Genomic DNA, 13,935 nt, shown 5'->3' with positions numbered 1-13,935 from the left:
CGGGTTTCGTTCGTCAGGTGGTCCGAGCCGGGATGCAGCCCTTGTTTCTTCCGGCCGAGGCCGGGAAGTCATTTCTTCCGGCCAAGGCCGGGAAGTCCGGGAAAGCCGCCGCCGGAAAGACCGGGAAGGCCGCCTTGCCCAAGGCCGGGGGGAAGGCCGCCGGGCAGGCTGCCGAGCCCGCCCTTCTGCATGGCCTTCGCCATCTCCTCAAGCTGCTTGGGGTCCATCTTCGACAGGTCCGGCATGCCGCCGCCCATCCCCCCGGGCAGGCCCATCTTGGCGCCGAGGCCGCCCATGAGCTTGCCCATGATGCCGGCGCCCTTGCCGCCCTTGCCGCCCATCGCCTTCATCATGTCCGCCATCTGGCGGTGCATCTTGAGAAGCTTGTTGATGTCGGCGGCATCCGTCCCAGAGCCAGCGGCAATGCGCTTCTTGCGCGAGTGCTTCAGCTGGTCGGGGTTGGCGCGCTCCCACTTCGTCATCGACGAGATGATCGCGAGCTGCCGCTTCAGGAGCTTGTCGTCCATGCCGGCGGCGGCGATCTGGTCCTTCATCTTGGCCATGCCGGGCATCATGCCCATCACGCCGCCCATGCCGCCGAGCTTCTGCATCTGGCCGATCTGGGCTGCGAGATCGTCGAGGTCGAACTTGCCCGACTGCATCTTCTTGGCCATCGCCGCGGCCTGTTCCGCGTCGATGTTCTCGGCCGCCTTCTCGACGAGGCTGACGATGTCGCCCATGCCGAGGATGCGGTCGGCGATGCGCCCGGGATGGAATTCCTCCAGCGCGTCCATCTTCTCGCCGGTGCCGATCAGCTTGATCGGCTTGCCGGTCACGGCGCGCATCGAGAGCGCCGCGCCGCCGCGCCCGTCGCCGTCGACGCGGGTAAGGACGAGACCGGAAATGCCCACGCGCTCGTCGAAGGAACGGGCGAGGTTCACCGCGTCCTGGCCGGTCAAGCTATCGGCGACGAGCAGGATCTCGTGCGGGCGGGTGGCGGACTTGATCTCCGCCATCTCCTGCATCAGCGGCTCGTCAATATGTGTGCGGCCGGCGGTGTCGAGGATCAGGACGTCGTAGCCGCCGAGCTTGGCGGCTTGACTCGCGCGGCTCGCGATCTCGACCGGGCCCTGGCCGGCGATGATCGGCAGCGTCGCGACGCCGGTCTGCTCGCCGAGAACGCGCAGCTGCTCCTGCGCGGCCGGGCGGCGCGTGTCGAGCGAGGCCATCAGGACGCGCTTCTTCTGGCGCTCCGTCAGGCGCTTGGCGATCTTGCCGGTGGTGGTCGTCTTGCCCGAGCCTTGGAGGCCGACCATCATGATGGTGACGGGCGCGGGTGCATTAAGGTCGATCGCGACCTGGTCGGAACCGAGCGTGGCGACCAGCTCGTCGTGGACGATCTTGACGACCATCTGGCCGGGCTTGATCGACTTCACGATCTGGGCGCCGACGGCCTTCTCGCGCACGCGGTCGGTGAAGGAGCGCACCACCTCCAGCGAGACGTCCGCCTCCAGAAGCGCACGGCGCACCTCGCGCAGCGCCGCCGCGACGTCGCCGTCGGACAGGGCACCGCGGCCGGTGAGGCCGTTCAGGATGGACCCGAGGCGGTCCTGGAGGGATTCGAACATCCGCTGTCTTCCTTGTCTTCCGGCAATGCCGGAAGAATGGGAACTCGTGGCGCCCGATCCAAGCCAGAGCGAAGCGCCAAACGGAAACGCATCCGCGGGCGACACTCGCTGGCGGATGGTGACCTCCGTGCGGCTTCCGAGGAAGGGACACGGTCGGCGGGTCGCGGACGGATGATCGAACGCTGAATTCCGGTGCTTGAAACAAAGACGATCGCCGCTGTCAAGACGCAGCTGACAGCCAAGTCGTTCGACGCCTTGCGAAAAGCAAAGCGTTAAGCACCTTTCCCAACACTCTTTTCAGCATCCGGCGGTAAGGCTGGGACGAGAACCCGTGCCAATTCCAGGAGCGGGTGGCCATGCAATCGACGGCGCGATGAACATCCTACGCTTCCCCGACACGTCCCGGACCGGAGACCGCTCAGGCGGTCCCGCCGAGCCGTCGCGGGCAGCTCCCGCCACCGGGGAAAGCGGTGAGATGTCGCCGGATGCGCGCATCCTGCGCGCGATGTCGGTGCTGAACCGTCCGGTGCTCGACGCCGTCATGGGCCGCAGGCCGGGGGCGCAACGGGTGCTGGCGGCGTTCCGGGCCGACTGGACCCCGCCGGCCTCGCGCGCCCCGCGCCCCGCCAACGACGCGCCGGCCTCCTAGCCGCGACGGCGGCGGTGGGTCGTCGCAGGGCTGGCTAGAAGTGGAATTCGCTCGACAGTCCCCAAACTTCTCTCGACTTTGTGACCCCGCCCCGGTATGAGAACGATCGTTCGCTCTCTTGCCGTCAGGACCCTGGTGCCCCCTCCCCCCACCGCCGCCCAAGTGCTCCAGCCGAGCGACGAGCGACGCCGTCAGATCCTGGCGGCCGCGCGCATCTGCTTCGCGCGCGCCGGCTTTCACGGGGCCTCCATGGGTCAGATCTGCGCCGAGGCGCAGATGAGCCCCGGCGCGCTCTACCGTTACTTTCCCTCGAAGGACGCGATCATCGAGGCGATCGCCGAGGAGGAACGCGCGGGCGCCGTCGCCTGCATGGAACACCTGCGCGGTCCCGGCTCGATTGCCGACCGGCTGGTCGCCACCGCGATGGAATATCTCGCCTCCGCGCGCGATCCGGAGAGCGGCGGGCTGATGGTGGAGATCTGTTCCGAATCGCTGCGCAACACCACGGTCGGCGCCCGCTTCTGCGAGCTCGAGGAGATGGTCCGCACCACCATGCGCACCGCGATCGCCGAGGCGCGCGCGCATGGCGAAGTGCCGGCCGATCTCGACCTCGACGTCGCCCTGACCATGATCTTCGCCTTCGGCGACGGGCTGATGATGCGCCTGCAGTTCGAGCGCGACGTCGCGCTGGAGGCGATCGAGCCGCATCTCCTGCGCGTCGTGCGCGCGCTTCTTCGCATGGACGAGGCCTGATCCCGTGCGTCCGTCCCTTGCCCATTCCTTCCGTTTCGACGCGTCTCACCGGAGGCCGCCCATGACCCCCCGCATCGCCCTTCTCGCCCTGTCGCTGCTTCTCGGCACCGCGCCCCTGGCTTTGGCGCAGGAGAACGCGGCCGCCGCGCCCGCGGTCGCACCGCCCTCGATCAGCGTCGTGAAGGCCGAGCGCCGCGAGATCGTCGCGAGCGTGCCCGTCACCGGCACCTTCGTGCCACGCGAGACCGTCAGCGTCGGCGCCGACGTCGAGGGCCTGCGCATCGAGGAGCTCCTCGCCGACGAGGGCGACACGGTGAAGGCGGGGCAGGTCATCGCGCGCCTGGCGACCGATCTCGTGGATGCCGATCTCGCCCGCGCCACCGCCCAGATCGCCCGCGCCGACGCCGCGATCACGCAGGCCCGCGCCCAGGTCGAGGAGGCCGAGTCCGCCAACACGGAAGCGGCGAGCGCCCTCCAGCGTACCCGCGCCCTGTCGGCCAAGGGCATCGTCGGCCAGGACATTCTCGACCAGCGCGTCTCGGCCGCCGCCGCCGCCACCGCCCGCCTCGCCTCCGCGCGCCAGGGCATCGCGCTGGCCGAGGCCGACCGCGCATCCGCCGAGGCCGACCGGCGCTCGCTCGAGCTGCGCCGCTCCAAGGCCGAGGTGAAGGCCCCGACCGACGGCCTCGTGCTCGCCCGCTCGGCCCGCCTCGGCGCGGTCGTCTCGGCGGCCGCGGGCCCCCTCTTCGAGATCGCCCGCGACGGCCTGATCGAGCTCGACGCCGAGGTCAGCGAGACGCAGCTCGGCGCGATCGAGAAGGGCCAGCCGGCGAGCGTGCGCCTGCCCGGCCGGGACGAGAGCGTGGCCGGCGAGGTCCGGCTCGTCTCGCCGAAGGTCGACCAGGCGACGCGCCTCGGCCGTGTCTTCATCGCGCTGCCGCCCTCGCCCGCGCTGCGCTCGGGCTCCTTTGCCCGCGGCAGCGTGGAGACGGCACGCTCGGAAGGCGTCGTGATCGCGCGCACAGCCGTCCTCACCGACGAGGGCGTCGCCCGCGTCCAGGTGGTCAAGGACGGGCGGATCGAGACGCGACAGGTGAAGACCGGGCTTGTCGCCGGCGACGAGGTCGAGATCACCGACAACCTCCAGCCCGGCGAGGACGTCGTGTCGCTCGCCGGCACCTTCGTGCGCGACGGCGACGCCGTGACACCGATCGCGACGGACAGCGAGACGCAGACCGCGGAGGCCGCGCGATGAACTGGAACATCTCGGCCTGGGCGATCCGCAACCCGGTTCCGCCCATCCTCCTCTTCGTGGTGCTCGTCGCGCTCGGGATCATCTCCTTCCTGACGCTGCCGATCACGCGCTTTCCCAACATCGACGTGCCGGTCGTCTCCGTCACCATCCTGGAGCAGGGCTCGGCCCCGTCCGAGATGGAGACGCAGATCACCAAGCGCGTCGAGGACGCGGTAGCCGGCGTTTCCGGCATCAAGCACATCACCTCCACCATCACCGACGGCCAGTCGGTGACGGCGGCCGAGTTCCGGCTGGAGATCAACACCGACCGCGCCGTCAACGACGTGAAGGACGCGATCGCCAAGATCCGTGGCGACCTGCCGCGCACGATCGAGGAGCCGATCATCCAGCGGGTGGAGGTCGAGAACCAGTCGATCGTCACCTATGCGGCCTCCTCGCCCGGCAAGACGCCCGAGCAGCTCTCGTGGTTCGTCGACGACACGGTGATCCGCGCCCTGCAGGGCCTGAAAGGCGTCGGTCGCGTCGATCGCATGGGCGGCGTCGAGCGCGAGGTGCAGGTGCGCCTCGATCCCGACCGGCTTGCCGCGCTCGGCATCACGGCCGCCGGCGTCAACGCGCAGCTGCGCTCCACCAATGTGGACCTGTCGGGCGGGCGCGGCGAGTTCGGCGGCCAGGAGCAGGCGATCCGCACGCTCTCCTCGGCCGCGACCGTGTCGGGCCTCGCCTCGACCCGCATCGCGCTGCCGGGCGGGCGCGAGGTGCGCCTCGACGAACTCGGCGCCGTCCTCGACCGCTGGGAGGAGCCGCGCTCGTTCGCGCGGCTGAACGGCGAGCCGGTCGTCGCCTTCTCGATCTACCGCGCCAAGGGCGCGAGCGACACGACCGTGGCGTCGGCCGTCGAGGCCCGCGTCCATGAGCTCGGCGCCCAGCATCCCGACGTGCGCTTCTCGCGCATCGACGACAGCGTGACCTACACCTACGGCAACTTCGAATCGGCGATGGAGACGCTCGGCGAGGGCGCGGCGCTCGCCGTCATCGTGGTGCTCCTCTTCCTGCGCGACTGGCGCGCGACAATCGTCGCCGCCATCACCCTGCCGCTCGCCGCCATCCCCACCTTCTGGGCGATGAGCATGCTCGGCTTCTCGCTGAACCTCGTCAGCCTCCTCGCCATCACGCTGGTGACGGGCATTCTCGTCGACGACGCGATCGTCGAGATCGAGAACATCGAGCGGCACATGCAGATGGGCAAGAAGCCCTATCGCGCCGCGATGGAGGCCGCCGATGAGATCGGCCTTGCCGTGATCGCCATCACCATGACGATCATCGCGGTCTTCGCGCCGGTCTCCTTCATGGGGGGCGTCGCGGGCCAGTACTTCAAGCAGTTCGGCCTTACGGTCGCCGTGGCGGTGTTCTTCTCGCTCCTGGTCGCCCGCCTCATCACGCCGATGCTGGCGGCCTACTTCTTCCGGGCGCCGCGTCACGAGGGGCCGGGCTTCGGCCGCCTCCTGAAGCGCTACCTCCTGCGCTTCCTGCCGCTCGCGGGCCTCGCCATCGGCGCGGTGTTCGGGCTTGCCGCCCTTCCGGAGGCCGTCAGTGCCGGCAACGGGCTCGCGCGCGCCGTCCAGCCCTATGCCGCCGCGCTGCCGCCCGTCTCGTGGGACGCGGCGGGCCGCGTCGCGGTGGAGATCCTCGCCGGCGCGCTCGTCCTCGCGACGCTTCTCGCCTACCTCAATCGCCCGCATCCGGCCGAGCAGCACGACGGGCCGCTGATGCGCGCCTATACCGGCTTCCTCGGCGTGACCGTGCGCTGGCGCTGGGTGACGCTCGCCGTCGGCATCGGCCTCTTCGCCCTGTCGATCCACTCGATCCAGTACCTGCCGACCGGCTTCATCCCGAAGGAGGACGCCTCGCGCATCGTGGTCTCGCTGGAGCTGCCGCCCGGCGCGACGCTGGAAACGACCCGCCGCATCACCGACCAGGCGGCGGCGAGCGTGCGCGAGCTGCCCGAGGTGCGCTCGGTGCTCGTGATCGGCGGCGCTTCGCCGACCGGCACGCTGGAGGTGCGCCGCGCCGCGATGACGGTGGCGCTGACGCGCAAGTTCGAGCGCACGCGCAGCCAGGCCGAACTCGAGCCGGTGATCACCGCCAAACTCCAGGCGATCCCGGACCTCCGCTCGTTCTTCGTCAATGACCGCGGCGAGCGCGAACTCTCGGTCGGCATCCTCGGCCAGAACGGCAAGGCCGTGTCGGAAGCCGCCTCGAAGCTCGAGGCGGAGATGCGGCGCGACCCGATCTTCGCCAATCCGAGCGCCATGGCCTCGTTCGACCGGCCGGAGATCCGTATCCGCCCGCGCCTCGACGAGGTCTCCGACCTCGGCATCGCGCCGGATGCGATCTCGCAGACCGTGCGCGTCGCGACCATCGGCGACCTCGGCGCCAATCTCGCCAAGTTCAACGCCGGCACGCGCCAGATCCCGATCCGCGTCCAGCTGTCGGAGGACGCGCGCAAGGACCTGTCGACGGTCAGCTCGCTGCGCGTCAACACGGGGACCGGCGGATCGGTGCCGCTCGACGCCGTCGCCGACATCGGCTTCGGCCAGGGGCCCTCGACCATCGAGCGCTACGACCGCGAGCGCCTCGTCAAGGTCGGCACCTCGATGGCGCCCGGCCACGAGATCGGCGAGGGCTCCGAGCACATCATGGCGTCCGACGCCGTGCGCACCATGCCGCCGGGCGTGCGCCTCCAGCAGGTCGGCGACGCCGAGATCCAGGGCGAGGTCTTCGCCGGCTTCGCCTCGGCCATGGGCGCCGGCATCATGATGGTGTTGGTGGTGCTGATCCTCCTGTTCGGCTCGGTCTTCCTGCCGCTGACCATCCTCGCCTCGCTGCCGCTTTCGGTCGGCGGCGTCGTGGGGGCCCTCCTCCTCACCCACAACGCGGTCTCGATGCCGGTGGTGATCGGCATCCTGATGCTGATGGGCATCGTCACCAAGAACTCGATCATGCTGGTCGACTTCGCGGTGGAGCAGGAGAAGCACGGCATGAGCCAGCGCGACGCGATCATCGACGCCGGCCGCAAGCGCGCGCGCCCGATCATCATGACGACGCTCGCCATGGCGGCGGGCATGGTGCCGGCGGCCATGGCCACCGGCGAGGGCGGCGAGTTCCGTGCGCCGATGGCGATCGCGGTGATCGGCGGCCTCCTCGTCTCGACCGTGCTGTCGCTGGTCTTCATCCCCTCGCTCTACACCCTGATGGACGATCTCAGCCACGTGACGGGCCGCGTCTTCCGCTGGGTGCTGCGGCCGAACCGCGGCGAGGAGGACGGCGAGACCGCCCATGCCGGTGCCCCGATCCACGGCCCGCCGCTGGCTCCGGTCCAGCCGCAGGACCTCGGCCACGGGCCGACCTGGAAGCGGGTGACGGAGTTCGGCGGTCGCGAGGCGCGCGGCGGCGACGAGCGCCTGCCCCCGCCGCAGATGCAGCCGGCAGCCGAATAGGCCGGCGCAGCTTCTGGCCATCCACGGGCGGCGCGGCTATCCAAGAGCCGCGCCGCCCGCTTTCGTTTCAAGCCGTCTTTCGCCGCGCCCGGAGGCCCGCCCGATGTCCACCGACACCCTCTTCGCGTCCCGCGCCCCGGCCGACGCCGTCCCCTCGATCACCATCCGCCGGCCGGACGACTGGCACGTCCACCTGCGCGACGGGGCGATGCTCGAAGCGGTGCTGCCCTTCACGGCGAACCAGTTCCGCCGCGCCATCGTGATGCCGAACCTCGTGCCGCCGGTGACGACGGTCGCGATGGCTCAAAGCTACGAGGCCCGCATTCTCGCGGCCCTGCCGGGCGACTCGGACTTCGAGCCGCTGATGACGTGCTACCTCACCGACCACACCGACCCCGACGAGATCGAGCGCGGCTACCGGGACGGCGTGTGGCTGGCCGCCAAGCTCTACCCCGCCGGCGCCACCACCAACTCGCATGCCGGCGTCACCGATATCGCGAAGCTCGCACCGGTCCTGGAGCGCATGGAGCGGATCGGCATGGCGGTCCTCGTCCACGGCGAGGCGACCGATCCCGCGATCGACATCTTCGACCGCGAGGCCGCCTTCCTGGAGGCCGAGATGTTGCCGCTGCTCCAGCGCCACGAGGGGCTGAAGGTCGTGGTGGAGCATGCGACGACGGCGGAGACGGTCGATCTCGTGCGCGCGCATGCCGACCGTGCTGCCTGCACGATCACGCCACATCATCTCGTGATCAACCGCACCTCGATCTTTCAGGGGGGCCTGCGGCCGCACCTCTACTGCCTGCCGGTCGCCAAGCGCGAGCGCCACCGGCTGGCGCTGCGCGCGGCGGCGACGTCGGGCGAGGCCTGTTTCATGCTGGGCACCGACACCGCGCCCCACCGTCGCGGCGCCAAGGAGGCCGAATGCTGCTCGGCCGGCGTCTTCGGCGGGGCGACGGCGCTGCAGACCTATGTGCAGGTCTTCGACGAGGAGGGTGCGCTGGATCGCTTCGAGGCTTTCGCCAGCCTCAACGGCGCGAGGTTTCACGGACTGCCCGTCAACGAGGGCACGATCACGCTCCTGAAGAAGCCCGCCACCGCGCTCGCCGCCGTCTCGGTCGAGGACGAGGACGTCGTGGTGTTCCGGGGCGGCGAGCCGCTGCCCTGGTCGATCGGCGACGTCCGGGCCTGACTGCAAATTTTCCGGCGTCCATGAAAAAGGGCAGGCGGATCGCTCCGCCTGCCCCTTCCGGTCCAAGCCCCTCGTCCGGGGCATGCATGATTTAGGCGTGGTAGGCCGCCTCGCCATGCGAGGTGATGTCGAGGCCTTCGCGCTCGGCTTCCACGGTCGGGCGCAGGCCGACGATCGCGTCGACGATCTTGTAGAGGATCGCCGAGACGATGCCGCTGTAGACCACGGTGATCAGCACCGCGACGACCTGGGAGTAGACCTGGGAGCCCATGGTGACGCCGTCGAGATAGCCGCCGCCACCGAGCGCCGTCGAGGCGAAGATGCCCGTGCCGATGGCGCCGACGATGCCGCCGATGCCATGAATGCCGAAGACGTCGAGCGAGTCGTCGTAGCCGAACTTCGGCTTCACCACTGCCACGAAGAAGTAGCAGGCGGCGGACGCGATGGCACCGAGCAGGATGCCGCCGATCGGGCCGACGGCGCCGGCGGCCGGCGTCACGGCGACGAGGCCGGCGATGATGCCGGAGACCGCGCCCAGCATCGAGGCCTTGCCGCGGGCGAAGGCTTCGATCAGCACCCAGGCGACGGTGGCGCCCGCGGTGGCGGTGAAGGTGTTGATCATGGCGAGCGCGGCGCCGCCGTTGGCCTCGAGGTTGGAGCCGGCGTTGAAGCCGAACCAGCCGACCCACAGGATCGAGGCGCCGACCATGGTCAGCGTCATCGAGTGCGGGGCCATGTTGTCACGGCCGAGACCCGTGCGCTTGCCGACGAGGAACGAGCCGACGAGCGCCGCGATGCCGGCGTTGATGTGGACGACCGTGCCGCCCGCGAAATCGAGCGCGGCGACGCCGCCGGCATGGGCGCCGGTGAAGATCAAGCCGTTCGCGTCCCAGACCATGTGGGCGACTGGGAAGTAGACGATCGTCACCCAGAGGATGGTGAACAGCACGACCGCCGAGAACTTGATGCGCTCGGCGAAGGCGCCCACGATCAGCGCCGGCGTGATGCAGGCGAACGTCATCTGGAAGGCGATGAAGACGTATTCCGGGATCACCACGCCCTTGGTGAAGGTCGCGGCCATCGTGTCCTTGGTGATGCCGGCGAGGAACAGCTTGCCCGTGCCGCCCCAGAAGGCGCTGGTCGAGCCGCCGAAGGCGAAGGAGTAGCCGTAGATCACGTAGATGATCATGACGACCGCGGTGATCGTCACGCACTGCATCAGTACCGAGAGCATGTTCTTTGCGCGCACGAGGCCGCCGTAGAACAGGCCGAGGCCCGGCAGGATCATGAACAGGACGAGGAGCGTCGACACCAGCATCCAGGCGACGTCGCCCTTGTCCATGGCGTCGACGACGGCGGCGGCGGCGTCCGCCGGCACGGTCTCTGGCGCCGGCGCGACGCCGGTCTCCTGCGCGAGGGCGGCGACCGTCGTGAGGCCGGAGAGGGCCAGGGTCGCCAGGGAGGTCTTCAGAAAGCGCATGGTCTGTCGTGTCCCCTCAGAGCGCGTTCGTGTCGGTTTCGCCGGTGCGGATGCGGACCGCCTGATCGATGCCGTAGACGAAGATCTTGCCGTCGCCGATCTGGCCGGTCTTGGCGGCGGCCGCGATCACCTCGACCGCGCGGTCCACCATGTCGGTGGGCACCGCCATCTCGATCTTCAGCTTGGGCAGGAAGCTCACGGCATATTCGGTGCCGCGGTAGATCTCGGTATGGCCCTTCTGCCGACCGTAGCCCTTCACCTCGGTCACCGTGAGGCCCTGGATCCCGACAGTGGTCAGGGCCTCGCGCACCTCGTCGAGCTTGAATGGCTTGATGATCGCCATCACGATTTTCATGTGCACCTCAGATCGTCACGCGGTGGCACGCCCCCGGGCGCTCCGCTGAATTGGGCGGCCCGGCGGCCGGTCGGCCACAGGGTCACGTGAGAGACGGAAACAAGATGCGTGCCAGATGACCACCGGCCGCGATTTCGCCGCGATTGTGCAGCGCGAAAGGCCGCCGTGCCGCCGGATTGAACAGCCGCAACGGCAACGTGATCGCAAGACTGCCGCTTGTGGCGGCAGGTGGCGAGATTTTCAGCAGATTACACAGCCGATGGACGCCGGGGACGGATCAACCCTTCCTGGGCGACCGAGGCGACGAGCGTGCCATCGAGCGCGAACAGCGACCCGCGCGTCAGGCCGCGTCCGCCCGACGAGGACGGCGAGTCCTGCGAGTAGAGATGCCAGGCGCCGACATCGACCGGCCGGTGGAACCACATGGCGTGGTCGAGGCTCGCGGCCTGGATGCGCTCGTCGAAGACCGACAGGCCGTGCGCGAAGAGCGCGGTGTCGAGAAGCGTCATGTCGGAGAGATAAGCGAGGGCCGCGGCGTTCAGCGCGGGATCGTCGCCGAGCGGCTCGACCGTGCGCACCCAGACCTGCTGGCGCGGCGGCAGTGGCTCGCGCGTCAGGTAATGGTCGAACGAGACCGGGCGGAACTCGATCGGCCGCGGCCGGCTCCAGTAGCGGCGGATCGGCTCGGGCGCGCGGGCGAGGATCTCGGCCGTCAGCTCGGCGGCGGAGGGAAGCTCGTCCGGGCGCGGCACGTCGGGCATCGGCATCTGGTGGTCGAGCCCCTCCTCCACGCGCTGGAACGAGGCCGACAGCGTGAAGATCGCCTCGCCGTGCTGGATGCCGTGGACGATCCGGGTCGTGAACGAGCCGCCGTCGCGAATGCGCGAGACCTCGTAGATCACCGGCGCCTTCGGGTTGCCGGGGCGCAGGAAGTAGCCGTGCAGCGAGTGGACGGGGCGCTCGGGCCCCACGGTGCGCTGCGCGGCGACGAGCGCCTGCGCGATCACCTCGCCGCCGAAGGTGCGCTGCCAGCCGACCGAGGAACTGACGCCGCGATAGAGGTTCTCCTCCAGCTTCTCGAGGTCGAGCGCCCGGATCAGCCGGTCCATCGTCTCGTCCATGCCTTCGGCTCCCTCTCGCGCGTCGATCCTTCGCGCGCCTTGTCCGGCATATCGGTCGCGCCCGCAAGGCAGGGCCGCTCGGTTGCCCCGGCGAGGCCGGGCGCCTAGATCAAGGCTCGAGAACGGGCCGCGCGGCGGTCCGGAGAGATCGAGGGGAAACCCGTTCCATGTCCGAGACCCAGGCCGCGCACGCCTCGCCCGCCCGCGCCGACATCGTGGTGGCGGGGGCCGGCTATGTCGGCCTCGTCAGCGCCGTCGCGATCAAGCAGGCCGCGCCCGAGCTCGACGTTCTCGTGGTCGACGCGGCGCCGGACGGCGTCTGGGAGCGCGACACGCGCGCCTCGGCGATCGCGGCTGCCGCGATCCGCATGCTGACGCGCCTCGGGGCCTGGGACACGATCGCCCCCGAGGCCGAGCCGATCCGCGAAATGATCGTGACGGACTCGCGCACCAGCGATCCCGTGCGCCCGGTCTTCCTGACCTTCGGCGGCGAGGCGGAACCCGGCGAGCCCTTCGCTCACATGGTGCCGAACGTCGCCTTGAACGGGGCGCTGCGCGCGCGCGCCGAGGCGCTCGGCATCGCGATCCGCGCCGGCACTCCGGTCACCGGAATCACGGACCGCCCCGCCTCGATCGCGGTCGAGCTGGGCGCCGAGACGGTCGAGGCGCGGCTTCTGGTGGCGGCAGACGGCGTGCGCTCCAAGATCCGCGACATGGCCGGCATCCGCACGATCCACACCGACTACGGCCAGAGCGGCATCGTCGCGACGGTGGCGCACGAGCGCCCGCACGAGGGCCGCGCCGAGGAGCACTTCCTGCCCGCCGGCCCCTTCGCAATCCTGCCGCTCAAGGGCAATCGGTCCTCGCTCGTCTGGACCGAATCGACCGCGGAGGCCGAACGCCTGCTGCGCGCCGATGACATGGTGTTCGAGCTGGAGCTGGAGCAGCGCTTCGGCCTGAAGCTCGGGGCCCTCACCGTCGAGGGGCGCCCACGCGCCTTTCCGCTCGGCCTGACGCTCGCGCGCGATTTCGTGAAGCCCCGCATCGCGCTCGCCGGGGACGCCGCGCACGGCATCCACCCAATCGCCGGCCAGGGGCTGAACCTCGGCTTCAAGGACGCGGCTGCGCTCGCCGAGGTGGTGGTGGATGCCGCCCGGCTCGGCCGCGACATCGGCGCCCTCGATACGCTGGAGCTCTACCAGCGCTGGCGCCGCTTCGACACGGTGCAGATGGGCGTGACCACCGACATCCTGAACCGCCTGTTCTCCAACGACAGCGCGCTGGTGCGCGCGGTGCGCTCCTTCGGCCTGTCGCTCGTCGACCGCGCGCCCTTTGCCAAGCGGCATTTCATCGCGCAGGCGTCGGGCATCGCGAGCGGCCCGTCGCCGCGCCTCCTGCAGGGCCTGCCGATCTGAACCGACGCCGCACGGAGGACGGCGCGCAAATTCCTTCCCCTTGCGGCCCCCGGATTGGAACGGGCGACGGCGCAACCGCTTGCGCCTTGGCCTATTTAGAACGATGACAGCCTCGCCGCGGCGGATCGAACTCCGCCCGCGGACGGCGTGCGTGGATCGGGCAGCGGGGCAGGATTATGGCGGGCGACGTCAAGGCGGGCGCAAAGGCGAAGGGGCCGAAGCTTCCGGTCATCATGACCGCCAACGATCTTCTCGAAGGCGAGGTCGTGTTCCTGACCGAGGACGGCTGGAGCCTCGATCCGAAGGCGGCGCTGATCGCCGACGATGTCGAGACGGCCGCCTGGATGGAAGCGGAAGGGCGTCGGGGCTTTGCCGAGAACCGGATCGTCGATCCCTATCTCGTCGAGGTCACGCGCGATGACAACGGGCTGCCGGTCGCCAACCACTTCCGCGAGGCGATCCGCCAGAAGGGCCCGACCATGCTGACGCAATACGGCAAGCAGGCGGAATTCTAGAGGTTTTTCGGCCAAGACGGGGCGGACGCGCCCCGGTGGCCGGATCGAGCGGGGGACCGGGGAGGCTCCTGC

Annotated in this window: 11 protein-coding genes; 7 read left to right on the top strand and 4 right to left on the bottom strand. The window is 70.0% G+C overall.

Features of this window, described 5'->3' with window-relative positions; translation table 11 throughout:
- Positions 1 to 68: 68 nt before the first annotated feature.
- Positions 69 to 1,628, bottom strand: coding sequence for a signal recognition particle protein (gene ffh / locus ACLNGM_RS04695; protein ID WP_416357402.1), 1,560 nt, complete (start codon positions 1,626 to 1,628; stop codon positions 69 to 71).
- A 373-nt stretch (positions 1,629 to 2,001) separates the two neighbouring features.
- Here ffh and ACLNGM_RS04690 point away from each other — a divergent pair, with 373 nt between their 5' ends.
- From ACLNGM_RS04690 to pyrC, 5 genes are all read left to right on the top strand, one after another.
- Positions 2,002 to 2,277: a hypothetical protein gene (locus ACLNGM_RS04690; RefSeq protein ID WP_416357401.1), complete on the top strand. Its 276-nt coding sequence runs from the start codon at positions 2,002 to 2,004 to the stop codon at positions 2,275 to 2,277.
- A gap of 135 nt (positions 2,278 to 2,412) precedes the next feature.
- Positions 2,413 to 3,030, top strand: a complete 618-nt coding sequence (locus ACLNGM_RS04685; protein ID WP_416357400.1) for a TetR/AcrR family transcriptional regulator — start codon at positions 2,413 to 2,415, stop codon at positions 3,028 to 3,030.
- Between the two features lie 61 nt (positions 3,031 to 3,091).
- A complete protein-coding gene (locus ACLNGM_RS04680; RefSeq protein ID WP_416357399.1) occupies positions 3,092 to 4,285 on the top strand; it encodes an efflux RND transporter periplasmic adaptor subunit in 1,194 nt (397 codons plus the stop codon).
- Complete coding sequence (locus tag ACLNGM_RS04675) at positions 4,282 to 7,785, top strand: efflux RND transporter permease subunit (protein ID WP_416357398.1); 3,504 nt, start codon at positions 4,282 to 4,284, stop codon at positions 7,783 to 7,785. Before ACLNGM_RS04680 ends, ACLNGM_RS04675 begins: the two co-directional genes overlap by 4 nt.
- A gap of 103 nt (positions 7,786 to 7,888) precedes the next feature.
- Positions 7,889 to 8,977, top strand: a complete 1,089-nt coding sequence (gene pyrC / locus ACLNGM_RS04670; RefSeq protein ID WP_416357397.1) for a dihydroorotase — start codon at positions 7,889 to 7,891, stop codon at positions 8,975 to 8,977.
- A gap of 91 nt (positions 8,978 to 9,068) precedes the next feature.
- Here the strand turns inward: pyrC and ACLNGM_RS04665 are convergent, their stop codons facing one another.
- The 3 genes from ACLNGM_RS04665 to ACLNGM_RS04655 form a co-directional block, all read right to left on the bottom strand.
- Positions 9,069 to 10,457: an ammonium transporter gene (locus tag ACLNGM_RS04665; protein ID WP_090963387.1), complete on the bottom strand. Its 1,389-nt coding sequence runs from the start codon at positions 10,455 to 10,457 to the stop codon at positions 9,069 to 9,071.
- 16 nt (positions 10,458 to 10,473) lie between these two features.
- A complete protein-coding gene (locus tag ACLNGM_RS04660) occupies positions 10,474 to 10,812 on the bottom strand; it encodes a P-II family nitrogen regulator (protein WP_416357396.1) in 339 nt (112 codons plus the stop codon).
- Between the two features lie 248 nt (positions 10,813 to 11,060).
- On the bottom strand, positions 11,061 to 11,933 hold the full coding sequence (locus ACLNGM_RS04655; protein ID WP_416357395.1) for an acyl-CoA thioesterase: 873 nt from the start codon (positions 11,931 to 11,933) through the stop codon (positions 11,061 to 11,063).
- Positions 11,934 to 12,100: 167 nt separating this feature from the next.
- Here ACLNGM_RS04655 and ACLNGM_RS04650 point away from each other — a divergent pair, with 167 nt between their 5' ends.
- Together ACLNGM_RS04650 and ACLNGM_RS04645 are read left to right on the top strand one after the other, a co-directional pair.
- A complete protein-coding gene (locus ACLNGM_RS04650) occupies positions 12,101 to 13,348 on the top strand; it encodes a ubiquinone biosynthesis hydroxylase (protein WP_416357394.1) in 1,248 nt (415 codons plus the stop codon).
- Positions 13,349 to 13,524: 176 nt separating this feature from the next.
- The gene (locus ACLNGM_RS04645; protein WP_090963381.1) at positions 13,525 to 13,863 is read left to right on the top strand and encodes a DUF2849 domain-containing protein; all 339 of its coding nucleotides are present in this window, start codon (positions 13,525 to 13,527) and stop codon (positions 13,861 to 13,863) included.
- Positions 13,864 to 13,935: the final 72 nt, after the last annotated feature.

The sequence above is a fragment of the Aureimonas phyllosphaerae genome (genome assembly GCF_047943035.1).
In the GTDB taxonomy this organism is placed as follows: domain Bacteria; phylum Pseudomonadota; class Alphaproteobacteria; order Rhizobiales; family Rhizobiaceae; genus Aureimonas; species Aureimonas phyllosphaerae.
Note: the sequence above shows the minus strand (reverse complement) of the source record. Positions and strands in the feature narration are given on the sequence as shown.